The sequence below is a fragment of the Neobacillus oceani genome, assembly GCF_046237595.1.
Classification (GTDB): Bacteria; Bacillota; Bacilli; order Bacillales; family Cytobacillaceae; genus Bacillus_D; species Bacillus_D oceani.
On sequence record NZ_CP143543.1, the window covers coordinates 145,318 to 170,370 of the forward strand.

Sequence of the window (25,053 nt, forward strand, 5' to 3'; positions counted from 1 at the left end):
AATTAAAGGAGGAAATCCTAATGGGTAAAGCTAAATTCGACCGTTCCAAGCCACACGTTAACATTGGAACAATCGGTCACGTTGACCATGGTAAAACTACTTTGACTGCAGCAATCACAACTGTCCTTGCAAAAGCAGGCGGAGGGGAAGCGCGCGGTTATGATCAAATCGACAACGCTCCAGAAGAAAAAGAGCGTGGAATCACAATCTCAACTTCTCACGTTGAGTATGAAACTGCTAACCGCCACTATGCGCACGTTGACTGCCCAGGACACGCTGACTATGTTAAAAACATGATCACTGGCGCTGCTCAAATGGACGGCGGTATCCTTGTAGTATCCGCAACTGACGGTCCAATGCCGCAAACTCGCGAGCATATCCTTCTTTCCCGTCAGGTAGGCGTACCTTACCTTGTTGTATTCATGAACAAGTGCGACATGGTAGACGACGAAGAACTACTTGAACTGGTTGAAATGGAAATCCGTGACCTTCTATCTGAATATGAGTTCCCTGGCGATGACACACCAGTTATCAAAGGTTCTGCTCTAAAAGCTCTTGAAGGCGATGCAAATTGGGAAGCAAAAATCATCGAGCTTATGGATGCTGTTGACAGCTACATTCCAAATCCAGCTCGTGACACTGAGAAGCCATTCATGATGCCTGTTGAGGACGTTTTCTCCATCACTGGCCGTGGAACAGTTGCTACTGGACGCGTAGAGCGCGGACAAGTTAAAGTTGGTGACGTTGTTGAAATCGTTGGTTTCACTGAAGAGCCAAAATCTACAACTGTAACAGGTGTAGAAATGTTCCGTAAGCTTCTTGACTATGCAGAAGCTGGAGATAACATCGGTGCACTTCTTCGTGGCGTAGCCCGTGAAGACATCGAGCGTGGACAAGTTTTGGCTAAGCCAAAGTCCATCACTCCGCACACAAAGTTCAAAGCTGAAGTGTACGTTTTGTCCAAAGAAGAAGGTGGACGCCATACTCCATTCTTCTCTAACTACCGTCCACAATTCTATTTCCGTACTTCTGACATTACAGGTATCTGTAACCTTCCAGAAGGCGTAGAAATGGTTATGCCTGGCGACAACATCGAAATGTCAGTTGAGCTTATCGCTCCAGTTGCGATCGAAGAAGGAACTAAGTTCTCTATTCGTGAAGGCGGCCGTACAGTAGGCGCTGGCGTTGTTGCTTCTATCGTTGAATAATTGTTCTTGATCAAAAGCGGATGGGTGACGACCCATCCGCTTTTTTGATTTTGAGTGCCCCGTCGTAGAATGAGGATTTATCGCAACTTTTTTAGAGGGAAACACATTCTGCTTAAAGATACGGCATTGGTCTGCTGACAAAAATCGAGTTTCTTCTATAGTAATGTACATTGAAGGTAAAGGCACAAAAATACTAAAAAAGCATGCAGTTTCTCAACAGACATAAAAATGAAAGAAAACATTGCAATCACTGTATGATGCCGCTATAATAGTACAAGTGTGCGAAACATAAAAAACCCATGAATGTTATTGCGTTCGGGCGGTGTTTTGTGTATAATAGACAATGTTGGTCTTTGACTGCGATGATGTGAGAGGTTGCTGACACACCCGGCCGCTTTGCCATGGCGAGTGTGCAGGAGATTTTCACGGAGAATGTCTATTTTTAAAATAGGCGAAAAGGAGGGAAAAATAATGGCAAAACAAAAAATTCGTATCCGATTAAAAGCGTATGATCACAGGATTCTGGATCAGTCTGCAGAGAAAATCGTTGAAACAGCCAAGCGTTCTGGTGCCGCAGTGTCTGGCCCAATTCCGCTTCCAACTGAAAAGACGGTTTACACGATCCTTCGTGCGGTCCACAAGTACAAGGATTCCCGTGAGCAATTCGAGATGCGTACACACAAGCGTCTAATCGACATTGTGAACCCAACTCCACAAACAGTTGATTCACTTATGCGCTTAGACCTGCCATCCGGCGTCGACATCGAAATCAAACTATAAACCATTATAAATAATATTATTCAGGAGGTGTGACGAATGACCAAAGGAATCTTAGGAAGAAAGATTGGTATGACTCAAGTATTTGCTGAGAACGGTGATTTAATCCCTGTAACAGTTATTCAGGCAGCTGCCAACGTTGTCCTTCAAAAGAAGACGATTGAAAATGACGGTTATGAAGCTGTTCAGATCGGTTTCGAAGACAAACGTGAAAAGCTTGCCAATAAGCCTGAAAAAGGGCATGTCGCTAAAGCGAATACTGCTCCTAAGCGCTTCATTCGCGAATTCCGCGGAGTAGACTTGGCAGCATATGAAGTTGGTCAGGAAGTCAAAGTTGATATTTTTGCAGAAGGCGACATCGTTGATGTTACCGGAGTATCGAAAGGGAAAGGATTCCAAGGCTCTATCAAGCGCCACGGACAATCCCGCGGCCCAATGGCTCACGGTTCCCGCTACCATCGCCGTCCAGGTTCCATGGGACCAGTTGCCCCGAACCGCGTATTCAAAGGCAAAGCATTGCCAGGACGCATGGGTGGAGAAGTAGTTACAGTTCAAAACCTTGAAATTGTAAAAGTAGATACTGAACGCAATTTGCTTCTTGTAAAAGGCAATGTGCCTGGAGCTAGAAAAGCAATGATTAAAATTAAAAGTGCGGTAAAAGCATAGGACTTCTTAAGAAAGGAGGAACAAAGGAATGCCTAAAGTAGCATTGTTTAACCAAAACGGTTCCCAAGTTGGGGAAATCGAACTTAATGATACAGTTTTCGGTATTGAGCCAAACCAGCATGTGCTTTTCGAAGCTATTTTGATGCAAAGGGCTTCAATGCGCCAGGGAACACACAAAACAAAAATTCGTTCTGAAGTAGCCGGCGGCGGACGCAAGCCGTGGAGACAAAAAGGAACAGGCCGTGCGCGCCAAGGTTCCATCCGTTCTCCACAATGGAAAGGCGGCGGTACAGTTTTCGGACCAGTACCACGCAGCTACAGCTACAAATTGCCAAGGAAAGTACGCAGGCTAGCAATTAAGTCAGCTCTTTCTACAAAGGTACTTGAAGAAAATATCGTGGTACTTGAAAGCCTTGCTTTCGAAGCGCCAAAAACAAAAGATTTCGTAAATGTCCTAAAAGGACTTTCCGTAGAAAAGAAAGCACTTGTTGTAACTGCTGACCTTGATGAAAACGTCGCATTGTCTGCAAGGAACATTCCTGGCGTTACAGTAGTAGCAGCCAACGGCATCAGTGTCGTGGATGTCCTTAACCATGACAAGCTGATCATCACCAAAGCAGCGGTTGAAAAAGTAGAGGAGGTGCTCGCATAATGGATGCACGCGATGTCATTAAGCGCCCCGTTATCACCGAACGTTCTACTGATTTGATGGCTGAAAAGAAATACACGTTCGAAGTTGACGTAAGAGCCAATAAAACGCAAGTAAAAGACGCTGTTGAAAAAATCTTTGGCGTTGATGTTGAGAAAGTAAACATCATGAACTACAAAGGTAAATTCAAGCGCATGGGCAAGTTTGGCGGATATACGAACAAACGCCGCAAGGCTATTGTTAAGCTGACTGCCGACAGCAAAGAAATCGAAATTTTTGAATCCTAGAATTTAACTAGAAGAGGAGGGAATAGAAATGGCGATTAAAAAGTACAAACCTACCTCTAACGGTCGTCGCGGCATGACAGTTTCTGATTTCGCGGAAATCACAACTAGCACCCCAGAGAAGTCTTTGTTGGCTCCGCTGACAAAAAAGGGCGGCCGTAACAACCAAGGTAAGTTAACTGTTCGTCATCAAGGTGGCGGCCACAAGCGTCAATACCGTCTAATCGACTTTAAGCGCGACAAAGATGGCATTCCAGGACGCGTTGCCACTATCGAATATGATCCAAACCGTTCAGCAAACATTGCACTAATCAATTATGTGGATGGGGAAAAGCGTTACATCCTTGCTCCTAAAAACCTTAAGGTTGGCATGGAAGTAATGTCCGGCCCAGAAGCTGATATCAAAACAGGGAACGCACTTCCACTTGCGAACATCCCGGTTGGTACAGTTGTCCACAACATCGAGCTTAAGCCTGGTAAAGGCGGACAATTGGTTCGTTCCGCAGGTACATCTGCACAGGTTCTTGGTAAGGAAGGCAAATACGTACTGGTTCGTTTGACTTCTGGTGAAGTCCGCATGATCCTTGCGACATGCCGTGCTTCCATCGGCCAAGTTGGAAACGAGCAGCACGAACTGATCAACATCGGTAAAGCAGGACGTTCCCGCTGGTTAGGCAAGCGCCCAACTGTCCGCGGATCTGTTATGAACCCGAACGATCACCCGCACGGTGGTGGTGAAGGACGTTCCCCAATTGGACGCAAATCACCAGTATCACCATGGGGCAAGCCAACTCTTGGACGCAAAACACGCAAAAAGAAGAACAAGTCCGATAAATTCATTGTACGACGCCGTAAAAAATAACGTGATTGAACTACGGTTCAAAAAACGAACCGTAGAACGGTCTCGAAGGGAGGTACCCACATGGGTCGCAGTTTGAAAAAAGGACCTTTTGTTGATGATCATTTATTGAAAAAGGTCGAAAGCCTTGGTGCTGACAGCAAGCATGTAATTAAAACTTGGTCACGCCGTTCAACAATATTCCCACAATTCATCGGCCACACAATCGCTGTGTACGATGGACGCAAACATGTGCCGGTCTATATCACTGAAGACATGGTAGGCCACAAGCTAGGAGAATTCGCTCCAACACGCGCTTATAAAGGCCATGGCAATGACGATAAGAAAACAAGACGTTAATGAGAGGAGGGCATCACATCATGCAAGCTAAAGCTGTTGCAAGAACAGTCCGTATTGCTCCTCGTAAAGCTCGTTTAGTCGTAGATTTAATTCGAGGAAAGCAAGTTGGCGAAGCGGTAGCCATTTTAACTTTGACTCCGAAGGCTGCTTCTCCAATCGTTGAAAAAGTATTGAAGTCTGCTATGGCTAACGCAGAACACAATTATGAAATGGACGTTAACAATCTTGTGGTTGAGCAGGCATTCGTTGACGAAGGTCCGACACTGAAGCGTTTCCGCCCACGTGCGCAAGGCCGTGCCAGCGCAATCAACAAGCGCACTAGCCACATTACAATCGTTCTATCAGAAAAGAAGGAGGGATAATTAGTGGGTCAAAAAGTAAATCCAGTCGGTTTGCGTATCGGTATCATCCGTGATTGGGAATCCAAATGGTACGCAGGCAAAGACTTTGCAGATCTTCTTCATGAAGACATTAAAGTTCGTGAATACATCCAGAAGCGCCTGAAAGACGCATCTGTATCCAAAGTTGAAATCGAACGCGCTGCTAACCGTGTTAACGTTACTGTACACACTGCTAAGCCAGGTATGGTAATCGGTAAAGGCGGTACAGAAGTTGAAGCGCTCCGCAAAGCGTTGAACCAGCTTACTGGCAAGCGTGTCCACATTAATATCCTTGAAATCAAAAAGGCTGACATCGATGCCAAGCTTGTTGCTGAAAACATCGCTCGTCAGTTGGAAAACCGTGTATCATTCCGCCGTGCCCAAAAGCAGGTTATCCAACGTGCAATGCGCGCAGGTGCGAAAGGTATCAAAACAATGGTATCAGGCCGTCTTGGCGGTGCAGATATCGCCCGTTCTGAACACTACAGCGAAGGAACTGTTCCCCTTCATACACTTCGTGCAGACATCGACTATGCAACTGCAGAAGCTGATACTACTTACGGCAAGCTAGGCGTAAAAGTATGGATTTATAAGGGTGAAGTCCTTCCAACGAAGAAGAAATCTGAGGAAGGAGGCAAATAATCATGTTATTGCCTAAGCGTGTAAAATACCGCCGTGTACACCGTGGAAAAATGCGCGGTCAAGCAAAAGGCGGAACTGAAGTAACTTTCGGTGAATTCGGTTTGCAGGCAACTGAAGCCTCCTGGATCACAAACCGCCAAATCGAATCTGCCCGTATCGCGATGACTCGTTACATGAAACGTGGCGGTAAAGTTTGGATTAAAATTTTCCCGCACAAGCCATATACTGCAAAGCCACTTGAAGTACGGATGGGTTCCGGTAAAGGTTCTCCGGAAGGCTGGGTAGCAGTTGTAAAGCCTGGTAAGATCATGTTTGAAATTGCCGGCGTATCTGAAGAAATCGCACGTGAGGCCCTCCGCCTTGCAGCACACAAGCTTCCAGTTAAATGCAAATTCGTAAAACGTGAAGAAATTGGTGGTGAATCAAATGAAAGCTAATGAACTTCGTGACCTTACCACTGCCGAACTAGAACAAAAAGTCAAGTCATTAAAAGAAGAACTCTTCAACCTTCGCTTTCAATTGGCGACTGGACAGCTTGAAAACACTGCCCGCATCAGGGAAGTGCGCAAGTCAATCGCCCGCATGAAAACTGTTGTCCGTGAAAGAGAAATCGGCGTTAACAATCGATAATTGAGAGGAGGTCCGCCAAATGAGCGAACGCAACCAACGCAAAGTTTACACCGGACGCGTTGTTTCTGACAAAATGGATAAGACCGTTACTGTTCTTGTCGAGACACACAAAAAGCATCCTCTTTATGGTAAACGCGTTAAATACTCTAAAAAGTTTAAGGCGCATGATGAGCAAAACCAAGCCAAAATCGGTGATATTGTCCGCATTATGGAAACTCGCCCGCTTTCGGCTACAAAACGCTTCCGCCTTGTTGAAGTGGTTGAAAAAGCAGTTATTATTTAATTGTTCGGATAAGCTTTCATCCGAAGGGAGGTTACACGCATGATTCAACAGGAAACACGTTTAAAAGTTGCTGACAACTCTGGTGCTCGTGAAGTTCTGACAATTAAAGTGCTTGGTGGCTCTGGCCGCAAAACTGCCGGCATTGGCGATGTGATCGTCTGCACAGTGAAACAAGCAACACCAGGTGGCGTTGTTAAAAAAGGTGACATTGTTAAAGCAGTTATCGTACGGACTAAGAGCGGTGCGCGCCGTACAGACGGAACTTACATTAAGTTTGACGAAAACGCATGTGTCATTATTCGTGATGACAAGAGCCCGCGCGGAACCCGTATTTTCGGACCGGTTGCACGCGAATTGCGCGACAGCAACTTCATGAAGATCATTTCCCTTGCTCCAGAAGTACTTTAATTAGCAGTACTTGCAACAAACCAATCATAAATGCCTTTAAGGAGGTGCGCACAGATGCATGTAAAAAAAGGTGACAAAGTAATGGTCATCTCTGGCAAGGATAAAGGCAAGACAGGAACAATCCTGGAAGCATATCCGAAGCAAAACCGTGTCCTCGTAGAGGGAGTTAATATCGTCAAGAAGCATTCAAAACCTTCCCAGGCGAATCCCCAGGGCGGCATTAGCAGCCAGGAAGCACCTGTACACGTATCAAACGTTATGCCTATCGACAAGTCCGGAAAGCCTAGCCGTGTTGGCTACAAAATTGTTGACGGTAAAAAAGTACGCGTAACAAAATCCGGTGAAGTATTAGATAAATAGTTCATGAAGAAGGGAGGTACAATAGATGAACCGCCTAAAGGAAAAGTATGTAAAAGAAATCACTCCTGCTCTAGTGAGCAAGTTTAACTATAAATCTGTTATGCAGGTTCCTAAAGTAGAAAAAATCGTTGTGAACATGGGTGTTGGCGATGCAGTCGCAAACGCAAAAGCCCTGGACAATGCTGTTGAAGAACTGACAAGCATTACTGGCCAAAAGCCGGTCGTTACTCGCGCGAAAAAGTCAATCGCGGGCTTCCGCCTTCGTGAAGGCATGCCAATCGGAGCGAAAGTCACTTTGCGCGGTGAGCGTATGTACGAGTTCCTTGACAAATTAATTTCAGTCTCTCTGCCACGGGTGCGCGACTTCCGCGGAATTTCCAAGAAAGCATTCGACGGCCGCGGCAACTACACTCTTGGTGTGAAAGAACAATTGATCTTCCCTGAAATTGATTACGATAAAGTAAGCAAAGTCCGTGGTATGGATATCGTTATTGTTACGACAGCCAACACTGATGAAGAAGCACGTGAGCTTTTAACTCAGTTTGGAATGCCGTTCCAGAAGTAATCTATAAATAAGGGAGGCGAAAACGTGGCTAAAAAGTCAATGATTGCGAAGCAAAAACGCACGCCTAAATATAAGGTGCAAGAGTATACCCGCTGCGAACGCTGTGGCCGTCCACACTCTGTATACCGCAAATTTAAGCTTTGCCGTATTTGTTTCCGTGAATTAGCATACAAAGGCCAGATTCCTGGTGTGAAAAAAGCTAGCTGGTAAAACCCAAGTCTGGGAAGGAGGTAAAAATAATGGTCATGACAGATCCAATTGCAGATATGCTTACCCGCATCCGTAATGCGAACATGGTTCGCCATGAAAAGCTGGAAGTACCTGCTTCCAATATCAAAAAAGAAATCGCTGATATCCTTAAGCGTGAAGGTTTCGTCCGTGATGTTGAGCTGATTGAAGACAATAAGCAAGGCATCATCCGTATCTTCCTTAAGTACGGTGCAAACAACGAGCGCGTTATCACTGGCCTTAAAAGGATTTCCAAGCCTGGCCTTCGTGTTTATGCAAAATCAACAGAAGTGCCTCGCGTACTGAACGGCCTTGGAATCGCCCTTGTTTCAACTTCACAGGGTGTCGTTACTGATAAAGAAGCCCGTGCAAAGCAAATCGGCGGAGAAGTATTAGCATACATCTGGTAAGAAAGTTTCTGAATGAATGGAGGTGCACTAAATGTCTCGCATAGGAAAAAAACCAATCGAAATTCCAGCAGGAGTTACGGTTACTCTAGATAAAAACACTGTTACAGTTAAGGGACCGAAAGGCGAGTTGGTTCGTTCTTTCAGCCCTGAAATCAGCATCCTCGTAGAAGATAATGCTGTTACGATTACACGCCCTTCCGATGTAAAGGAAATCCGTGCATTGCATGGCACAACACGCGCTGTACTCGCCAACATGGTTGAAGGTGTATCCAAAGGCTTTGAAAAAGGCCTTGAGCTAGTAGGGGTTGGTTACCGTGCTTCCAAGCAGGGCAACAAGCTTGTACTTAACGTTGGATATTCCCACCCGGTTGAAATCGAGCCTGAAAAGGGACTTGAAATCGAAGTGCCTGCAAATACAAAGGTAATTGTTAGAGGCTACGACAAAGAACGTGTTGGAGCGCTTGCTGCGAACATCCGTGGCGTCCGTCCTCCAGAGCCTTACAAAGGCAAAGGGATTCGCTATGAAGGCGAAGTTGTCCGCCGTAAGGAAGGTAAAAAAGGTAAGTAATGCCGCATAGTAATACGAAAGGAGTGACGTAAATGATTACGAAGCTTGATAAAAACGTGAGCCGTAAGAAAAGACATGCACGCGTGCGTTCAAAGCTTAGCGGAACAGCTGCCCGTCCGCGTCTGAATGTGTTTCGTTCCAGCAAACACATTTACGCTCAGTTAATCGACGATGTGAACGGAGTTACTCTGGCGAGTGCTTCGACGATGGATAAAGATTTCGGATCGGAAGTTTCCGGAAACAAAGAAGCTGCGCAAAAAGTTGGAGAACTTATTGCAAAGCGTGCAGTCGAAAAAGGCATCACTTCAGTAGTCTTCGACCGCGGAGGGTACCTCTACCATGGCCGCGTCCAGGCTCTTGCTGATGCTGCCCGCGAGAACGGCTTGCAATTTTAATAGACAAAGGAGGGACACACAAAGATGCGTCGCATTGATCCAAACAAACTTGAACTTGAAGAACGCGTAGTTACGGTCAACCGTGTTGCTAAGGTTGTTAAAGGCGGACGCCGTTTCCGTTTCACTGCTCTTGTCGTAGTAGGAGATAAAAATGGCCATGTCGGCTTTGGCACAGGTAAAGCACAGGAAGTTCCTGATGCGATCCGTAAAGCAATTGAAGATGCAAAGAAAAATCTGGTTTCCGTGCCGATGGTTGGAACGACTATTCCACATCAGGTTATCGGCCGTTTCGGGGCTGGTGAAATTCTTCTGAAACCTGCATATGAAGGTACAGGAGTTATCGCTGGCGGCCCTGTCCGTGCGGTACTTGAGCTTGCCGGAATTTCCGACATTCTTTCTAAATCGCTTGGAACAAATACGCCAATCAACGTAGTTCGCGCTACAATTGACGGCATCAAGCAGCTTAAGCGTGCCGAAGATGTTGCGAAACTGCGCGGAAAATCAGTAGAAGAACTGTTAGGATAAGGGAGGGAAATCAAATGGCTAACAAATTGCAAATTACCCTCACTAAAAGCGTGATCGGCCGTCCACAGGACCAGCGCGAAACAGTTAAGGCTCTCGGCTTGCGAAAAGTGAACCAAACAGTAGAGCAACAGGACAACGCGGCTATCCGCGGAATGATCAATAAGGTTGCCCACCTTGTTTCGGTTAAAGAACAATAAACGATTCATACTTTCTTAAGGAGGTGCCCAAATGAAACTTCATGAATTAATGCCAGCAGAAGGCTCCCGCAAAGACCGCAAGCGTAAAGGCCGCGGTATCGGATCCGGCAACGGAAAAACTGCAGGTAAGGGCCACAAGGGTCAACAAGCCCGTTCCGGTGGCGGTGTGCGCGTGGGTTTTGAAGGTGGTCAAACGCCTTTATTCCGCCGTTTGCCAAAACGCGGTTTTACAAACATCAACCGCAAGGAGTATGCGATTGTAAACCTTGATGTCCTGAACAGCTTTGAAGACGGTACAGAAGTTACTCCAGAACTTCTAATCGAAGCAGGCTTGGTTAAGAACGAAAAAGCAGGAATCAAGATTCTTGCAAAAGGAAACGTTGAGAAAAAGTTGACTGTAAAAGCTCATAAATTTTCCTCTGCTGCCAAGGAAGCAATCGAAGCTGCCGGTGGAAACACTGAGGTGATCTAATGTTCCGGACAATCTCCAATTTTATGCGCGTGGGTGAAATAAGGAACAAAATTCTATTCACCCTTTTGATGTTAGTCATCTTCCGTATCGGAACTTTTATTCCGGTTCCAAATGTCAATGCTGATATTCTTAAAGCCCAGGACCAGTTCAGTGTATTCGGCGTGCTGAATACATTTGGCGGCGGGGCCTTGCAAAACTTCTCCATCCTTGCGATGGGCATTATGCCTTATATCACTGCTTCGATCATCATCCAGCTTTTGCAGATGGATGTTGTGCCGAAGTTCACCGAGTGGTCAAAGCAGGGAGATGCGGGAAGAAGAAAGCTTGCCCAATTTACCCGTTATTTCACAATTGTGCTTGGATTTATCCAGGCATTAGGCATGTCCTACGGGTTTAACAACATGGCCCAAGGCCAGTTGATTGAAAGCTCTGGAATCGGAACGTACTTGCTGATCGCGACAGTCCTGACCGCTGGTACAGCCTTTCTAATGTGGCTCGGTGAGCAAATCACGGCAAAAGGTGTCGGTAACGGGATCTCAATCATCATCTTCGCAGGAATTGCATCCGGAATTCCGACTACTGTCAACCAAATTTATATTCAGCAGTTCCAAGACGTAGGTGACGATTTGTTCATCCGCATCTTGACAGTGCTGCTTATTGTTCTGGCTGTTATCGCCATTGTTGTTGGGGTAATTTTTATCCAACAGGCAGTTAGAAAAATCCCGATCCAATACGCAAAAAGGATGACTGCGGGACGTACGCCGGTTGGCGGCCAGTCCACCCACATGCCTTTGAAAGTGAACGCAGCAGGGGTTATCCCGGTCATTTTTGCAGTATCATTCATCATTACTCCAAGGACAATCGCTCAATTCTTCCCAACGAATGACGTGACTCTTTGGATAACGAGAGTATTCGATTATAACCATCCTATTGGGATGGTGCTATATGCAGGATTGATCATCGCGTTTACGTATTTCTATGCGTTTATCCAGGTGAATCCGGAACAGGCAGCCGAAAACCTGCAGAAGCAGAGCGGCTATATCCCTGGTATCCGGCCAGGAAAGCCAACACAGGAATACTTTACGCGCGTGCTCTATCGTCTGACATTTGTCGGAGCGATATTCCTGTCAGTGATCGCTGTCCTTCCAATTGTTTTCATTGAAGTGGCAAACCTGCCGCAGTCAGCACAAATTGGCGGAACAAGCCTGCTGATTGTTGTCGGCGTCGCGCTTGAAACAATGAAACAACTTGAAGCCCAGTTGGTCAAACGCCATTACAAAGGCTTTATCAAGTAAGGTTGGTTTTGGGGACGCTACGTTCCCTAAAACCACATAATCCCCGAGGGGGTAATTGCATGAACTTAGTATTAATGGGTCTACCTGGTGCCGGTAAAGGCACTCAGGCAGAAAAAATCGTAGAACAGTATGGAATCCCCCATATCTCAACCGGAGATATGTTCCGTGCAGCAATGAAAGAAGGTACGGAATTGGGGCTGAAAGCAAAGGCATATATGGATGAAGGGGCGCTTGTCCCGGATGAAGTGACGATTGGCATCGTACGAGAAAGGCTAAGCAAGGAAGACTGTGAAAAGGGCTTCCTTCTCGACGGGTTCCCAAGGACAGTTCCGCAAGCTGAAGCACTTGAAAGCATACTGGATGAGCTTAACAAAAAAATTGACTTTGTCCTAAATATCGATGTTGACAAGTCTATTTTGATGGAACGCCTGACAGGACGCCGCATCTGCAAAAATTGCGGTGCAACCTACCATCTTGTTTTCAATCCTCCCGCAGTTGAGGGAGTGTGCAATCGCTGTGGCGGTGAATTGTACCAAAGGGCGGACGACAACGCCGAAACCGTCCAGAACAGACTTGACGTCAACATGAAACAATCGAAGCCATTGCTTGATTTTTACATTGAAAAAGGGTACTTGCGCAATATCGATGGGCAACGTGAAATCTCCGAGGTTTTCGCTGACATCCAGGCATTGCTTGGGGGCTTGGAGTAATGATCATTTGCAAAACGCCCCGTGAGCTGAAAATCATGCGAGAAGCGGGCAGGATCGTGGCATTGACTCATGAAGAACTAAAGAAACATATAGTTCCGGGGATTACCACAAAAGAACTGGACCGCATTGCAGAACAAGTAATCCGGAAGCACGATGCAATTCCTTCTTTTAAAGGCTACAATGGTTTTACCGGCAGTATCTGCGCTTCAGTTAATGAGGAGCTGGTGCACGGCATTCCCGGAGGCCGCATTTTAAAAGAAGGGGATATCATCAGCATCGATATCGGAGCCAAATACAACGGCTATCACGGTGACTCGGCCTGGACCTATCCGGTCGGCGAAGTAGACGGGGAAACTGCCCGTCTGTTGGAAGTGACGGAACAGTCCCTGTATAAAGGGCTGGAAGAGGCTAAGCCAGGCGAACGTCTCACGAATATCTCGCATGCAATTCAGGTGTATGTTGAAGAAAACGGTTTTTCGGTCGTGCGCGAGTATGTAGGCCACGGTGTGGGGCAAGACTTACATGAGGAACCACATGTTCCGCATTACGGACCGCCAAACAAAGGCCCTCGGCTCAGGCCTGGCATGGTACTGGCAATTGAACCGATGGTAAATGCGGGCAGCCGGTATGTAAAAACACTGGCTGACAACTGGACAGTTGTAACTGCTGATAGCAAAAACTGCGCCCATTTTGAACATACGATTGCCATTACGGAGGAAGGCTTTGAAATTCTCACAAAACTGTGATGAAACTCGCGGCCCTGTTCCCGGTCAAATCGCTCTTGTTAAAAGCGGACGCGGCGCAGGCCAGTATGTTATAATTATAAAGTTGGCTGATGAACTTTCTGTTCTTGTCGCTGACGGTGGGAAGCTAAAAAACAACCGCCCAAAGAGGAAGAATCTCCGTCATCTCCAACTGGTGGACCGCATAGCTCCGGAAGTTTATGACAGTATCATGGAAACAGGCAGCGTGACGAACGGAAAGCTGCGCTTCGCACTTACAAGGTTTTTAAACGAACGCCTGACAGATGAAGAGAAGGGAGACGAATTCGATGGCTAAAGATGATGTAATTGAAATTGAAGGCAAGGTAATTGAAACTTTGCCAAACGCCATGTTTAAGGTAGAATTGGAAAATGGCCATACGATCCTTGCCCACGTATCAGGCAAGATCCGTATGCACTTCATCAGGATTCTGCCTGGCGATAAAGTAACAGTGGAGCTATCCCCATACGACTTAACTCGCGGCAGGATTACCTACCGCTTCAAATAAGCCGATTGCACTCCGTACTGCTAAGGAGGTTAGGATAATGAAAGTCAGACCATCTGTAAAACCGATCTGCGAAAAGTGCAAAGTTATCCGTAGACGCGGAAAAGTTATGGTTATTTGTGAAAACCCTAAACATAAACAAAAACAAGGTTAAAAATAAAGGAGGTGCTCCATATTTATGGCACGTATTGCTGGTGTAGATATTCCGCGTGAAAAGCGTGTGGTTATCTCTTTAACTTACATCTATGGAATTGGTAAAAATACAGCACAAAAGGTCCTTGCTGAAGCGGGCGTTTCTGAAGACACTCGTGTACGCGATCTTACAGAAGATGAACTGAACAAAATCCGTGAGATTGTTGACAAGCTTAAGGTAGAAGGCGATCTTCGCCGTGAAGTTTCCCTTAACATCAAGCGCCTGATGGAAATCGGGAGCTATCGTGGTTTGCGCCACCGCCGCGGGTTGCCTGTTCGTGGACAAAACACGAAGAACAATGCCCGTACGCGTAAAGGCCCACGTAAAACTGTAGCGAACAAGAAGAAGTAATCAGTAAAGGAGGTACTTACAAATGGCACGTAAAACTAATACTCGCAAACGCCGTGTGAGAAAGAATATCGAATCCGGTATCGCTCATATTCGCTCAACATTTAACAATACGATTGTTACCATCACCGATGTTCATGGTAATGCTATTTCCTGGTCAAGTGCAGGTGCGCTTGGATTTAAAGGTTCTCGTAAATCTACTCCATACGCTGCACAAATGGCTGCTGAAACTGCTGCTAAAACATCAATGGAACATGGTCTGAAAACTCTTGAAGTAACTGTAAAAGGCCCTGGCGCCGGACGTGAAGCTGCCATCCGTGCACTTCAGGCTGCAGGTCTTGAAGTTACTGCAATCAAAGACGTCACTCCAGTTCCACATAATGGTTGCCGTCCGCCAAAACGCCGTCGCGTGTAATTTTTCTGTATAGAAATTGTATCCATGTCTATAATGGGATATGATACCAATTTTCGTTCATGCAGAACCAATAATCCAGTTGTTGTGCACAAACAGGGACGAATACAGGGGGAATTTCGGTTGGGAAGTGACCGGCCGGGTTTTCGACGTTTTGAAGGAGGGTATATTTGATGATCGAAATAGAAAAACCAAAAATCGAAACGGTTGAGATCAGCGATGATGCCAAATACGGGAAGTTCGTCGTAGAGCCACTTGAGCGTGGATATGGTACAACTCTGGGTAACTCCTTACGTCGTATCCTACTATCATCACTCCCAGGTGCCGCGATTACATCGATTCAGGTAGATGGTGTTCTTCATGAGTTTTCAACAATTGAAGGCGTCGTTGAGGATGTCACATCCATTATCTTAAACATTAAGAAAATCGCATTGAAAATATACTCCGATGAAGAAAAAACGCTTGAAATCGATGTAAAGGGTGAAGGCCAGGTAAAGGCTGGCGATATCACTCATGACAGTGATGTTGAAATCCTTAATCCGGATCTCCATATTGCTACATTAGGTTCAAACGGACATCTTCGTATGCGGCTAACTGCAAGGCGCGGACGCGGTTATACGCCAGCTGACCAGAATAAGAGAGAAGACCAGCCGATTGGCGTGATTCCGATTGACTCGATCTACACTCCGGTTTCCCGTGTGTCCTACCAGGTGGAAAATACACGTGTTGGGCAAATGACCAACTACGATAAATTGACATTGGATGTATGGACAGACGGCAGCACAGGCCCCCAGGAAGCCATCGCATTCGGAGCAAAGATTTTGACCGAGCATTTGAACATCTTTGTTGGATTGACAGATGAAGCGCAAAATGCCGAAATCATGATTGAAAAAGAAGAAGACCAAAAAGAAAAAGTCCTTGAAATGACAATTGAAGAACTCGACCTTTCGGTACGTTCTTACAACTGCCTGAAGCGCGCAGGAATCAATACTGTCCAGGAGCTTGCCAACAAGACCGAGGAAGATATGATGAAGGTGCGCAATCTTGGACGTAAATCGCTCGAGGAAGTAAAAGCGAAACTAGAAGAGCTTGGATTGGGCCTTCGCAAGGACGACTAGTCCGGCAAAGCCGCCAAAGCCTTTACTGACTTCAACAAAGGAGGGAACCCTTCATGGCATACAGGAAATTAGGCCGCACAAGCGCACAGCGTAAAGCGATGCTTCGTGACCTTACAACTGACCTAATTATTAACGAACGTATCCAGACAACTGAAACACGTGCGAAGGAACTGCGTTCTGTTGTAGAAAAGATGATCACTCTTGGAAAGCGCGGAGATTTGCATGCACGCCGCCAGGCAGCAGCATACATCCGTAACGAAGTAGCCGATGCAGAGAACAACACGGATGCACTCCAAAAATTGTTTGCTGATATCGCTCCTCGTTACACAGAGCGCCAAGGTGGATACACTCGCATCATGAAAGTTGGTCCTCGCCGCGGCGACGGTGCACCAATGGTCATCATCGAGCTAGTTTAATACACCATCTAGAAGGCAAGGGACAGTTTCATGAAACTTGTTTCTTGCCTTTTTTACAAGAAATGCGAAAGTGCCCGTTTAGCGCTGGAGCTGGACAGAAGAAAAGCGGAAGAGTTCGCTTTCAGTTAGAAATGAATAGTATTGCCGTACAAGCCAAAAAGAGCGTTACGATGGGCAGGAATATCGATAGGATAACCGGATGGCCAGGTTTGGCCCAGACTCCCGGAAGATTGCAGCTTCATTTGCATAAATCGCCTGCATTCTTTTCCTGTCCCGTCTAGCTCATGCACCCCTCCCGTTTCTCAAAAAGAAACCCTGTAATACATCAGATCCAAAATCTGAAGGGGGGCGGGGTGCAGGCTTTTTTTGCTTTTACGGAAGAGCAGAGAGAGAAAAGATGAGCTGAGAGGAGGAAGGCCTGGTGAAAAAACCGATTATCAGCCTTGAAAATGTTTCATTTCAATACAGCAATGGAGATCGATATGCCGTCCAGGATGTCAGCTTTGAAGTGTATGAAGGTGAATGGCTTGCAATCGTTGGGCATAACGGATCTGGCAAATCCACACTGGCCAGGCTTTTAAATGGGTTGCAATACCCTCAAAAAGGAACCATTATGGTTGGAGGATTAGCGCTCAGCGAACAAACAGTATGGGATATCCGAAAGAAGCTCGGAATGGTATTCCAAAATCCGGACAACCAATTTGTCGGGACGACAGTAAAAGATGATGTGGCTTTTGGTTTGGAAAACAACGGCATCCCTCAAGAGGAGATGGCCGTCCGGGTGCCAGAAGCACTGGCGAAGGTTAAAATGGAACAATTTCTTAATCAAGAGCCGCACCATCTTTCCGGCGGGCAAAAGCAGCGGGTAGCAATTGCTGGAGTGTTGGCGCTCAGGCCAACGATTATTATTCTGGATGAAGCAACCTCGATGCTCGACCCAAGAGGGCGGGAAGAAGTGCTTGAAACCGTAAGGCTGTTGAAAGATGAGAAAGCCTTAACGGTCATATCGATAACACATGACCTTGATGAAGCCGCGAAGGCTGACAGAATCATCGTTATGAATAAGGGCTCGGTTTACCGTGAAGGTACACCGGAAGAAATATTCGCGATGGACGAAGAACTCATTTCCCTCGGCCTCGATATTCCGTTTGCGGTTAAAATGGGGAAGGCGTTAGTCGAAAGAGGGATAAAACTGCCGAAAAATTATTTGTCTGAAGAAGAGTTGGTGACGGAACTATGGACATCTCGCTCAAAGATATAGAGTACAAGTACCAGGCGGGCACGCCGTTCGAAAAGCTGGCTGTAAGTGATGTCACATTTGAAATCCCCTCTGGCACTTATTTGGCGATAATTGGCCATACGGGTTCCGGCAAGTCGACTGTCCTTCAGCATTTAAACGGCCTGCTTCAGCCTACCTCGGGGAGAGTCAACATCGGAGACCGAACCATTCAAGCCGGAAAAAAAGAAAAGAACTTGAAGGCGGTCCGCCAAAAAGTCGGGATTGTCTTCCAATTCCCGGAACATCAGCTATTCGAGGAAACGGTCGAAAAAGACATTTGCTTTGGGCCAATGAACTTTGGCGTTTCGGAAGCTGAGGCAAAGGAAAGGGCAAGGGTTGCCATCAGCCAAGTAGGCCTTGGTGAGGAAATCTTGCAAAGGTCGCCTTTCGACTTATCAGGCGGCCAAATGCGCCGTGTCGCCATTGCTGGAGTTTTGGCCATGCAGCCAGAGGTAATTGTACTCGATGAACCAACTGCTGGGCTGGACCCGCGCGGAAGGAAAGAAATCATGGATATGTTTTACCGCCTTCATCAGGAAAGGGGGCTGTCAACCGTCCTTGTAACACACAGCATGGAGGACGCGGCCCGCTATGCCGATAAAATTGTGATCTTGCATAAAGGCAAAACAGTGAAAATAGGCACGCCTGAAGAAATTTTTTCACATCCGGCTGAACTCGTCTCGCTAGGCCTTGATGTACCGGAGGCCGTTCGATTTCAACTGAAGTGGGAAGAAAAAATGGGCGTAAAGCTTGGAAAGGCCTATTTAACAATAGAAGAGCTTGCCGATGCGATTGCCCGGCATAACGGGGGTGGCCAGCCATGATGGAGAAAATGATCTTTGGGCGCTATGTTCCTGCCGAGTCGGCGGTCCACCGAATGGACCCCAGGTCAAAACTGATTCTCGTCTTTGCCTTTGTCGGTATTGTATTCATTGCGAATAACTCCATTACGTATGCTTTGCTTGGCCTTTACACCTTTTATTTGCTTGGCCTGTCGCGAATCCCGTTCAGGTTTCTCTATGAAGGTTTAAAACCAATCTTTTTCCTTGTCATCTTCACATTTCTGCTCCATCTGTTCCTGACAAAAGAGGGAGATGTTGTCGCCGATCTGGGCTTTATGAAAATATACGAAGAAGGAATCAAGCAAGGACTTTTTATTTCAATGCGTTTTTTCTTCCTAATCCTTGTCACGTCCTTGTTAACATTGACAACGACTCCGATTGAAATTACAGACGGCCTCGAAGTCCTTTTGAATCCATTAAAAAAAATCCGTTTCCCTGTTCACGAAATGGCTTTGATGATGTCGATTTCCCTGCGATTCATACCTACCCTGATGCAGGAGACGGATAAAATCATGAAAGCCCAGGCGGCTCGGGGAGTTGAGTTTGCGAGCGGACCGGTGAAGGAACGTGTTAAGGCAATCATACCGCTATTGATTCCGCTGTTTGTTAGTTCATTCAAACGGGCGGAAGATTTAGCGACGGCAATGGAAGCAAGGGGATACAGGGGCGGTGAGGGAAGGACTCGGTTCAGGCAGCTGCACTGGAAGCCGCTTGATTCTCTGCAAATCGCCCTGCTTCTGCTTTTGGCCATTGTCCTTGTTTTACTAAGGTCCTAATGGAGGGTTACCATGCAACGGTACAAATGCGTTGTTTCGTATGATGGGACAGGCTTTGCCGGCTATCAGGTCCAGCCCGGAAAGCGCACAGTCCAGGGAGAAATCGAAGCTGCACTGGCGAAAATTCATAAAGGTGAAGCTGTAAAGGTCACCGCTTCCGGAAGGACCGACTCCGGCGTCCATGCGAAAGGGCAGGTCATCCATTTTGACTCCCCCCTCTCGATTCCACCCGAACGCTGGCCAGCGGCACTTAACTCCATGCTTGGCGGCGAAATAGTCATTCTTTCGACTGAAAGGGTGAAGCCGGACTTCCACGCGCGTTTTGATGCAACCGGTAAGGAGTACCGTTACGTCCTTTATCTCGGGAAAAACAAAAACCCGTTTAACCGCAACTACTCCTATCACTACCCATATCCGCTTAATTTGGCGAAAATGGAGGAAGCGGCCCGGCATTTAACCGGAACGTACGATTTTTCGAGCTTTTGTGCCTCCAATACGGAAGTGGTTGATAAAGTAAGGACGATTGCCGATCTATCCTTTAAGAAGGAAGAGGATTGCCTTGTGCTTAGATTCAGGGGAAATGGTTTTTTGTACAATATGGTCAGGATTCTGACAGGGACACTGATCGAGGTGGGCTCCGGTTCCAGGGAAGCGGCGGCCATTCCTGGCTTGATCGCAGCCAGGGACAGGACGCTTGCGGGAAAAACCGCACCGGCACATGGCTTGTATCTTTGGGAAGTATTTTACGAGGATTGGGTTCAAAAAAGTAAAACAACTAAACCTGGTGTATAATAATTTCTTGACATTGAGCCCGCAAGGATTTATTATATCATATGTATGTATTTTAATCCCACGATAAAGCCCCGGAAAGCCTCATCGTGATTAGAAATATATGAACATGACCTTAAAGGCGCAAAACCGTCCCACTGCCGCTCCCGGAACAGAGCTGGCCACATGGAGATTGGGAAGAAGCGCAAAACCAATATTTTTCGGATTTAAATTAGGAGGGAAACCCATGCGTACAACATTTATGGCGAATGCCAACAATATCGAGCGTAAATGGTACGTAGTTGATGCTGAAGGCAAAACTCTTGGACGCCTTGCTTCCGAAGTTGCAGCAATTCTACGTGGTAAAAACAAACCAACTTTCACACCGCATGTTGATACTGGTGACAATGTAATCATCCTGAATGCTTCCAAGGTCCATCTGACTGGAAACAAGCTTCAAGACAAAATCTACTACCGCCACACCCAGCATCCAGGCGGCCTTAAGCAAAGGACTGCACTTGAAATGCGCACTAACTATGCTGAGAAAATGATCGAGCTTGCTGTTAAAGGCATGCTTCCAAAAAATTCTCTTGGCCGTCAAATGTACAAAAAGCTGCACGTATATGCAGGCAGCGAGCATCCGCACCAAGCACAAAAACCAGAAGTTTACGAACTTCGCGGATAATAAAGGGAGGGTATTAACTTGGCACAAGTTCAATATATCGGCACAGGCCGTCGTAAAAGCTCCGTTGCCCGCGTACGTCTAGTTCCAGGCAATGGACAAATCCTAATCAATGATCGTGAAATCACTAACTACATTCCGTTCGAAGCGTTGCGCGAAGTTGTTAAGCAGCCGCTTGTTGCTACTGAAACTCTTGGCAGCTACAACATCCTTGTAAACGTTAAGGGCGGCGGTTACACTGGCCAAGCTGGCGCTATCCGCCACGGCATTGCACGCGCATTGCTGCAAGCTGATCCAGAATTCCGTCCAACACTGAAGCGTGCAGGCCTTCTTACTCGTGACGCCCGCATGAAAGAGCGTAAGAAATACGGTCTTAAAGGCGCACGCCGCGCACCTCAGTTCTCAAAGCGTTAATATCGTTTTTCTATCAACGTTTACAGGCTATCCCATCTACCGGGATAGCCTGTTTTTGTTTTTAGTGATTGTAAATTGAATGCACCGATGTTGATACCAAAATCAGTGGTATTCAAAAAACAAAAATGGTTAATGAAAAAGATCTGTAAACCTTATTTGGTTGTACAGATCTTTTCGTTTATCTATTTTTCACAATATAGGTCTCGCCCAGAATTTCCTTAGCTCCATACGTTGCTGGTGTTAATTCTTTTTCAATAAATGAGTTAACATCTGATTGTTCGATATCATACATGACTTCAATTTCTTTGGAAAATAGAAGTTTTTCCTCTTCAAGCAAGGCAGAAAGAGATGGCTGTTGTTTTGGTTGTAGTTCTTCCAGATTTAGAACTTGTTTTAATCCGTCAACATAGTATTCAAATGGACGGCCGCCAACAATTTTAACGCCTTTATTTTCTTCATTAATCATGATGATGGTAGGAAAGCCTCTGGCTCCCAAGTTTCTAGTAAGAGCAAAATCTTCATTCAATAATTGTTGTCCGATGGGTTGTTCAGCTTCATTTACAATTGCTTTCCCATCAAGGCCAAGTTTATTTGCGATTTCTATCATAACCGATTTCTCTGAAATATTCTGATTAAATGCGAAAAGTTCTTCCCGTGCACGGCGCAAAAATTCAAATGCCAAAGCTTCACTATGATTTTTTTGAATGATCTTAAATACACGAGAAGGCGGATAGGAAGATTGGACTGGATTGTCAATCATTAAAGTCCCATCGATTGGCATTCTTGAATATTCTCCAACTTCTCTCCAATGGCCAGCAACATCGGCTGGTTTATAAATGCCGTTCGCAGGGTCGATAGGTCCGTCATGCCATTTTTCCAGCAAACCGCCCATAACGGTATGAAAGTTAAAATAATCACCATACTGCTTTACAAAACGGCGGAGCACAGGTTCAATCGCCCAGCAATGGGAACAAATCGGATCAGTCACATAATAAAGGTTTATTGATTTTACTGGTTTATTAAAATCAATAATCTCCATCTCCTCTTCTTCAGCTACTCCGCAAATGCCAGTTTCTAAATCACAAATCATATTATTATTTTTCAATTCAATCTTCCTCCTTTGTTTTAAGTAAATGTTTATTTCGCTTTATACTTTCTGAGGCAAAATTAATTATTTGCCTTACAATTGAATCTTAAGTGATAATGAACATAACCAACACCAATAGTTCTGTTGATTTGTCGTTTATACAACACATTGAAGAAATTGTTTAGAAAGTAGGCGTGGGTTATAAATGAATCAATCAAAGACGGACCCCCGAGTGCTGCGTACTCGCAAATTAATAATGGATTCTTTCATTGAACTTTCAGGAGAAAAGGAATTTAAGGATATTACTGTTAAGGATATTACATCTAAGGCTTTGATTAATCGCGCTACATTCTATTATCATTTTGAGGATATATATGACCTATTGGAAAAGGTATTATCAGAAGTATTGTTGGTTAATTTGGATTGTGATTACTACCAAAATAACGGACTAAATGAAGAGGCGCTGGTTAATATTTTTAAAGCGATCACGGATTTTCAAAAGTCCTTATCCACTCGTTGCCATAGAGGATATGAAGATACCATTGCCCGAATTATTAGGGAACAGCTTGAAATCATTTTTTATAAACTATTGTTAAAACAGCGTCCAGCTGAAGATGAGCATCCCCTAAAAGTTACAGCTGTCATGCTGAGTTGGGGAATTTATGGGGCTTCTGTGGAATGGAGAAGAACTAGTAAGGAGATACCTCCCGAAGAATTCATCAAATCAGCAATTCCTTATATACTGTCGGGAAGTAATTTTGGGGCTGCGGACTAACTTGGTATATCAACTTTAACAGGCTATCTCATTTATGTTGAGAAAGCCTGTTTTTGTGTTGAAAGTTAGTAAATAAGGATTATACGGCCAGTCCATTGAAATTCGTTCTTCCATATTAGGCTTAAATAGGATAAGCCCTTTTATTTGATAAATTTTTCATAAGATTTATAATGAATATATACTATCAATTAAAGATATTTTAATTAGAGATATTTTAATGGATGATATTTCATTAAAAGGGGTACATTGTCATCCTAAATATCTTACGATAGTATGTGTTTTTAATTTTTAATCAGAAAGTACAACAAGGGAGGATAATCATCATGAGCAATCGGTTTGAAGGAAAGGTCGTATTAATTACAGGTGCGGGATCTGGTTTAGGCCAAGCCTCTGCTCTACAAGTAGCAAAAGAAGGCGCGAAGCTTTCTCTCGTTGATTTAAACGCTTCTTCATTAGAAGAAACAAAAAGTAAAGTATTAGAAATTTCACCAAACGCAGAAGTATTGCTTATCACTGCAAATGTCGCAGATGAGAAAGCAGTTGAAAACTATGTAAACGAAACAGTTAAAAAGTTCGGGAGAATCGATGGTTTCTTCAACAACGCTGGGATTGAAGGAAAACAAAACCTAACTGAGGAGTTTGGCATTGATGAATTTCAAAAGGTAGTCAATGTCAACTTAAATGGAGTGTTTTATGGTTTAAAACACGTATTAAAAGTTATGAGAGAACAAGGATTTGGCTCTGTAGTAAATACGGCTTCCGTTGGTGGCATTCGTGGGGTAGGAAATCAATCTGGTTATGCAGCTAGTAAACACGGCGTCGTTGGATTAACACGAAATTCAGGTATTGAATACGGCCAATACGGAATCAGCATCAAAGCTATTGCGCCAGGCGCAATCATGACCCCGATGGTAGAAGGTTCATTAAAACAAATGGATCCAGACAATTGGGAAGAAGTAGGAAAGCAATTTGTTGAGCCAAACCCAATGAAACGCTTCGGCAAACCGGAAGAAGTGGGATACTTAGTAGCATTCCTGCTGTCCGACCAAGCCAACTTCATCAACGCAACCGTTATTCCAATCGATGGTGGACAATCTTATAAATATTAAAAGCAGTATTAGGTAAACATGTAGAAAGTGAATAAAAATTAAAAAGAGGAATTCATTTTGATTATTTTTTTCAAAATGAATTCCTTTTAATTGTTGTAAAGCTAAGCCCAATCCCTCCAATAATTTACGCTTTATTACAAGCCTAATCTTGTCCTTAGGCCTGGCCTTTCTTTTGCCTGCGCTTTTTTTTGTATGTAGTTATATGAATTTTCTCAACGCAATAATTGCTCCGAGATGGATTCCTTCATGGTAAATCATCCGGACAAGCACCTGGGCGATGGTCTGCATGCAGGATTCGGTTTCCGGGAAAGTTTCCTCAAGCCTATCCCCGTATGTCTCCTTAATCCATTCCGGCTGGCCGGCAAGCAATTGCTTTAATTCTTCAAAGGATGGCGGCTCGCTTGTCCAATTGGCAGGGCTGGTCCCAAAACCGAACCATTCATGGAATCTTTCGGGAATCTCAATCGGCTCTTTTGTCAGATGCTTAATCCACAACAACTGGTCAAGGTAAATATGGCCGAGGTTCCAGCGGATATTATTTTTGAAGCCAGTTGGAATCTTATTTGCGGCCACCTCGGAAACATCGGCTACGCAGCTCAAAATGTCGTTCCGGTAATCGCTCAGCTGGGTAAATAAAACTTCATGCTCTTTTTTCATAAAAATCCCCCTCAAAGAGTCTGTCTATTCTGATTTTAAGATACAGCATTGCTAATTGGT

General features: G+C 45.2%; 42 protein-coding genes. 40 read left to right on the forward strand and 2 right to left on the reverse strand.

Annotated elements, in window-relative coordinates; translation table 11 throughout:
* Positions 1 to 20 precede the first annotated feature (20 nt).
* From tuf to rpsI, 38 genes are all read left to right on the forward strand, one after another.
* Entirely contained in the window at positions 21 to 1,208 is a 1,188-nt protein-coding gene (gene tuf / locus V1499_RS00735; protein ID WP_409273051.1) for an elongation factor Tu, read from the forward strand.
* A 471-nt stretch (positions 1,209 to 1,679) separates the two neighbouring features.
* Positions 1,680 to 1,988, forward strand: coding sequence for a 30S ribosomal protein S10 (rpsJ, locus tag V1499_RS00740; RefSeq protein ID WP_053368705.1), 309 nt, complete (start codon positions 1,680 to 1,682; stop codon positions 1,986 to 1,988).
* Positions 1,989 to 2,024: 36 nt separating this feature from the next.
* Complete coding sequence (gene rplC / locus V1499_RS00745; protein WP_409273053.1) at positions 2,025 to 2,651, forward strand: 50S ribosomal protein L3; 627 nt, start codon at positions 2,025 to 2,027, stop codon at positions 2,649 to 2,651.
* Positions 2,652 to 2,679: 28 nt separating this feature from the next.
* Positions 2,680 to 3,303, forward strand: coding sequence for a 50S ribosomal protein L4 (gene rplD / locus V1499_RS00750; protein WP_409273055.1), 624 nt, complete (start codon positions 2,680 to 2,682; stop codon positions 3,301 to 3,303).
* The gene (gene rplW / locus V1499_RS00755) at positions 3,303 to 3,587 is read left to right on the forward strand and encodes a 50S ribosomal protein L23 (RefSeq protein WP_053364771.1); all 285 of its coding nucleotides are present in this window, start codon (positions 3,303 to 3,305) and stop codon (positions 3,585 to 3,587) included. Before rplD ends, rplW begins: the two co-directional genes overlap by 1 nt.
* 28 nt (positions 3,588 to 3,615) lie before the next feature.
* Positions 3,616 to 4,446 (forward strand): 50S ribosomal protein L2, encoded by an 831-nt coding sequence (gene rplB / locus V1499_RS00760; protein ID WP_409273057.1) that lies wholly within the window; start codon positions 3,616 to 3,618, stop codon positions 4,444 to 4,446.
* Between the two features lie 60 nt (positions 4,447 to 4,506).
* A complete protein-coding gene (gene rpsS, locus V1499_RS00765) occupies positions 4,507 to 4,782 on the forward strand; it encodes a 30S ribosomal protein S19 (RefSeq protein WP_316572539.1) in 276 nt (91 codons plus the stop codon).
* A 20-nt stretch (positions 4,783 to 4,802) separates the two neighbouring features.
* Positions 4,803 to 5,144, forward strand: a complete 342-nt coding sequence (gene rplV, locus V1499_RS00770) for a 50S ribosomal protein L22 (protein ID WP_043931564.1) — start codon at positions 4,803 to 4,805, stop codon at positions 5,142 to 5,144.
* Between the two features lie 3 nt (positions 5,145 to 5,147).
* Entirely contained in the window at positions 5,148 to 5,804 is a 657-nt protein-coding gene (rpsC, locus tag V1499_RS00775) for a 30S ribosomal protein S3 (RefSeq protein WP_316572540.1), read from the forward strand.
* A 2-nt stretch (positions 5,805 to 5,806) separates the two neighbouring features.
* Positions 5,807 to 6,241, forward strand: coding sequence for a 50S ribosomal protein L16 (rplP, locus tag V1499_RS00780; protein WP_048823015.1), 435 nt, complete (start codon positions 5,807 to 5,809; stop codon positions 6,239 to 6,241).
* The gene (gene rpmC / locus V1499_RS00785; RefSeq protein WP_043931561.1) at positions 6,231 to 6,434 is read left to right on the forward strand and encodes a 50S ribosomal protein L29; all 204 of its coding nucleotides are present in this window, start codon (positions 6,231 to 6,233) and stop codon (positions 6,432 to 6,434) included. The genes rplP and rpmC overlap by 11 nt, the downstream gene beginning before the upstream one ends.
* Before the next feature lie 19 nt (positions 6,435 to 6,453).
* Positions 6,454 to 6,717 carry a 30S ribosomal protein S17 gene (gene rpsQ / locus V1499_RS00790; RefSeq protein WP_316572541.1) on the forward strand — a complete coding sequence of 88 codons (264 nt, stop codon included), beginning with the start codon at positions 6,454 to 6,456 and terminating at the stop codon, positions 6,715 to 6,717.
* Between the two features lie 39 nt (positions 6,718 to 6,756).
* Positions 6,757 to 7,125: a 50S ribosomal protein L14 gene (gene rplN / locus V1499_RS00795; RefSeq protein ID WP_409273060.1), complete on the forward strand. Its 369-nt coding sequence runs from the start codon at positions 6,757 to 6,759 to the stop codon at positions 7,123 to 7,125.
* Positions 7,126 to 7,179: 54 nt separating this feature from the next.
* Positions 7,180 to 7,485 (forward strand): 50S ribosomal protein L24, encoded by a 306-nt coding sequence (gene rplX / locus V1499_RS00800; protein WP_316572543.1) that lies wholly within the window; start codon positions 7,180 to 7,182, stop codon positions 7,483 to 7,485.
* A gap of 25 nt (positions 7,486 to 7,510) precedes the next feature.
* Positions 7,511 to 8,050: a 50S ribosomal protein L5 gene (rplE, locus tag V1499_RS00805; RefSeq protein WP_115453970.1), complete on the forward strand. Its 540-nt coding sequence runs from the start codon at positions 7,511 to 7,513 to the stop codon at positions 8,048 to 8,050.
* A 24-nt stretch (positions 8,051 to 8,074) separates the two neighbouring features.
* Positions 8,075 to 8,260: a 30S ribosomal protein S14 gene (gene rpsN / locus V1499_RS00810; RefSeq protein WP_009499044.1), complete on the forward strand. Its 186-nt coding sequence runs from the start codon at positions 8,075 to 8,077 to the stop codon at positions 8,258 to 8,260.
* 29 nt (positions 8,261 to 8,289) lie between these two features.
* A complete protein-coding gene (rpsH, locus tag V1499_RS00815) occupies positions 8,290 to 8,688 on the forward strand; it encodes a 30S ribosomal protein S8 (protein WP_409273062.1) in 399 nt (132 codons plus the stop codon).
* Positions 8,689 to 8,719: 31 nt separating this feature from the next.
* On the forward strand, positions 8,720 to 9,256 hold the full coding sequence (gene rplF / locus V1499_RS00820) for a 50S ribosomal protein L6 (RefSeq protein WP_409273064.1): 537 nt from the start codon (positions 8,720 to 8,722) through the stop codon (positions 9,254 to 9,256).
* Positions 9,257 to 9,288: 32 nt separating this feature from the next.
* The gene (gene rplR, locus V1499_RS00825) at positions 9,289 to 9,651 is read left to right on the forward strand and encodes a 50S ribosomal protein L18 (RefSeq protein ID WP_409273065.1); all 363 of its coding nucleotides are present in this window, start codon (positions 9,289 to 9,291) and stop codon (positions 9,649 to 9,651) included.
* Positions 9,652 to 9,675: 24 nt separating this feature from the next.
* The gene (gene rpsE / locus V1499_RS00830; protein WP_115453974.1) at positions 9,676 to 10,176 is read left to right on the forward strand and encodes a 30S ribosomal protein S5; all 501 of its coding nucleotides are present in this window, start codon (positions 9,676 to 9,678) and stop codon (positions 10,174 to 10,176) included.
* 14 nt (positions 10,177 to 10,190) lie between these two features.
* A complete protein-coding gene (gene rpmD, locus V1499_RS00835; RefSeq protein WP_059174140.1) occupies positions 10,191 to 10,373 on the forward strand; it encodes a 50S ribosomal protein L30 in 183 nt (60 codons plus the stop codon).
* Positions 10,374 to 10,404: 31 nt separating this feature from the next.
* Positions 10,405 to 10,845: a 50S ribosomal protein L15 gene (gene rplO, locus V1499_RS00840; RefSeq protein ID WP_053364786.1), complete on the forward strand. Its 441-nt coding sequence runs from the start codon at positions 10,405 to 10,407 to the stop codon at positions 10,843 to 10,845.
* A complete protein-coding gene (gene secY / locus V1499_RS00845) occupies positions 10,845 to 12,140 on the forward strand; it encodes a preprotein translocase subunit SecY (RefSeq protein WP_316572546.1) in 1,296 nt (431 codons plus the stop codon). The genes rplO and secY overlap by 1 nt, the downstream gene beginning before the upstream one ends.
* 59 nt (positions 12,141 to 12,199) lie before the next feature.
* On the forward strand, positions 12,200 to 12,850 hold the full coding sequence (locus tag V1499_RS00850) for an adenylate kinase (RefSeq protein WP_409273068.1): 651 nt from the start codon (positions 12,200 to 12,202) through the stop codon (positions 12,848 to 12,850).
* Positions 12,850 to 13,596, forward strand: a complete 747-nt coding sequence (gene map / locus V1499_RS00855) for a type I methionyl aminopeptidase (protein WP_409273070.1) — start codon at positions 12,850 to 12,852, stop codon at positions 13,594 to 13,596. Before V1499_RS00850 ends, map begins: the two co-directional genes overlap by 1 nt.
* Positions 13,574 to 13,909: an RNA-binding protein gene (locus V1499_RS00860; protein ID WP_409273071.1), complete on the forward strand. Its 336-nt coding sequence runs from the start codon at positions 13,574 to 13,576 to the stop codon at positions 13,907 to 13,909. The genes map and V1499_RS00860 overlap by 23 nt, the downstream gene beginning before the upstream one ends.
* Positions 13,902 to 14,120: a translation initiation factor IF-1 gene (gene infA, locus V1499_RS00865; protein WP_048823029.1), complete on the forward strand. Its 219-nt coding sequence runs from the start codon at positions 13,902 to 13,904 to the stop codon at positions 14,118 to 14,120. The genes V1499_RS00860 and infA overlap by 8 nt, the downstream gene beginning before the upstream one ends.
* 37 nt (positions 14,121 to 14,157) lie before the next feature.
* Positions 14,158 to 14,271 carry a 50S ribosomal protein L36 gene (rpmJ, locus tag V1499_RS00870; protein ID WP_000868344.1) on the forward strand — a complete coding sequence of 38 codons (114 nt, stop codon included), beginning with the start codon at positions 14,158 to 14,160 and terminating at the stop codon, positions 14,269 to 14,271.
* A gap of 24 nt (positions 14,272 to 14,295) precedes the next feature.
* Entirely contained in the window at positions 14,296 to 14,661 is a 366-nt protein-coding gene (rpsM, locus tag V1499_RS00875) for a 30S ribosomal protein S13 (protein ID WP_316572550.1), read from the forward strand.
* A gap of 22 nt (positions 14,662 to 14,683) precedes the next feature.
* On the forward strand, positions 14,684 to 15,073 hold the full coding sequence (gene rpsK / locus V1499_RS00880) for a 30S ribosomal protein S11 (RefSeq protein WP_053364791.1): 390 nt from the start codon (positions 14,684 to 14,686) through the stop codon (positions 15,071 to 15,073).
* Between the two features lie 170 nt (positions 15,074 to 15,243).
* Complete coding sequence (locus tag V1499_RS00885; protein WP_316572568.1) at positions 15,244 to 16,188, forward strand: DNA-directed RNA polymerase subunit alpha; 945 nt, start codon at positions 15,244 to 15,246, stop codon at positions 16,186 to 16,188.
* Positions 16,189 to 16,241: 53 nt separating this feature from the next.
* Positions 16,242 to 16,604, forward strand: a complete 363-nt coding sequence (gene rplQ / locus V1499_RS00890; RefSeq protein WP_409273074.1) for a 50S ribosomal protein L17 — start codon at positions 16,242 to 16,244, stop codon at positions 16,602 to 16,604.
* A gap of 421 nt (positions 16,605 to 17,025) precedes the next feature.
* Positions 17,026 to 17,865 carry an energy-coupling factor ABC transporter ATP-binding protein gene (locus tag V1499_RS00895; RefSeq protein ID WP_409273076.1) on the forward strand — a complete coding sequence of 280 codons (840 nt, stop codon included), beginning with the start codon at positions 17,026 to 17,028 and terminating at the stop codon, positions 17,863 to 17,865.
* The gene (locus V1499_RS00900; RefSeq protein ID WP_409273077.1) at positions 17,841 to 18,707 is read left to right on the forward strand and encodes an energy-coupling factor ABC transporter ATP-binding protein; all 867 of its coding nucleotides are present in this window, start codon (positions 17,841 to 17,843) and stop codon (positions 18,705 to 18,707) included. Before V1499_RS00895 ends, V1499_RS00900 begins: the two co-directional genes overlap by 25 nt.
* Positions 18,704 to 19,501, forward strand: a complete 798-nt coding sequence (locus V1499_RS00905) for an energy-coupling factor transporter transmembrane component T family protein (protein WP_409273079.1) — start codon at positions 18,704 to 18,706, stop codon at positions 19,499 to 19,501. The genes V1499_RS00900 and V1499_RS00905 overlap by 4 nt, the downstream gene beginning before the upstream one ends.
* A gap of 12 nt (positions 19,502 to 19,513) precedes the next feature.
* Entirely contained in the window at positions 19,514 to 20,293 is a 780-nt protein-coding gene (gene truA, locus V1499_RS00910) for a tRNA pseudouridine(38-40) synthase TruA (RefSeq protein WP_409273081.1), read from the forward strand.
* A gap of 223 nt (positions 20,294 to 20,516) precedes the next feature.
* Complete coding sequence (gene rplM / locus V1499_RS00915) at positions 20,517 to 20,954, forward strand: 50S ribosomal protein L13 (protein WP_316572556.1); 438 nt, start codon at positions 20,517 to 20,519, stop codon at positions 20,952 to 20,954.
* Positions 20,955 to 20,972: 18 nt separating this feature from the next.
* Entirely contained in the window at positions 20,973 to 21,365 is a 393-nt protein-coding gene (gene rpsI / locus V1499_RS00920; RefSeq protein ID WP_115453988.1) for a 30S ribosomal protein S9, read from the forward strand.
* Positions 21,366 to 21,543: 178 nt separating this feature from the next.
* Here rpsI and V1499_RS00925 read toward each other — a convergent pair whose 3' ends face one another.
* Complete coding sequence (locus tag V1499_RS00925; RefSeq protein WP_409273084.1) at positions 21,544 to 22,470, reverse strand: DsbA family protein; 927 nt, start codon at positions 22,468 to 22,470, stop codon at positions 21,544 to 21,546.
* A gap of 187 nt (positions 22,471 to 22,657) precedes the next feature.
* On the opposite strand from V1499_RS00925, the gene V1499_RS00930 reads away from it, so the two are divergent.
* Together V1499_RS00930 and V1499_RS00935 are read left to right on the forward strand one after the other, a co-directional pair.
* Positions 22,658 to 23,227 (forward strand): TetR/AcrR family transcriptional regulator, encoded by a 570-nt coding sequence (locus V1499_RS00930; protein ID WP_409273086.1) that lies wholly within the window; start codon positions 22,658 to 22,660, stop codon positions 23,225 to 23,227.
* A 323-nt stretch (positions 23,228 to 23,550) separates the two neighbouring features.
* Positions 23,551 to 24,336: an SDR family oxidoreductase gene (locus V1499_RS00935; protein ID WP_409273088.1), complete on the forward strand. Its 786-nt coding sequence runs from the start codon at positions 23,551 to 23,553 to the stop codon at positions 24,334 to 24,336.
* Between the two features lie 198 nt (positions 24,337 to 24,534).
* Here V1499_RS00935 and V1499_RS00940 read toward each other — a convergent pair whose 3' ends face one another.
* Positions 24,535 to 24,993: a DinB family protein gene (locus V1499_RS00940; protein ID WP_409273090.1), complete on the reverse strand. Its 459-nt coding sequence runs from the start codon at positions 24,991 to 24,993 to the stop codon at positions 24,535 to 24,537.
* Positions 24,994 to 25,053: the final 60 nt, after the last annotated feature.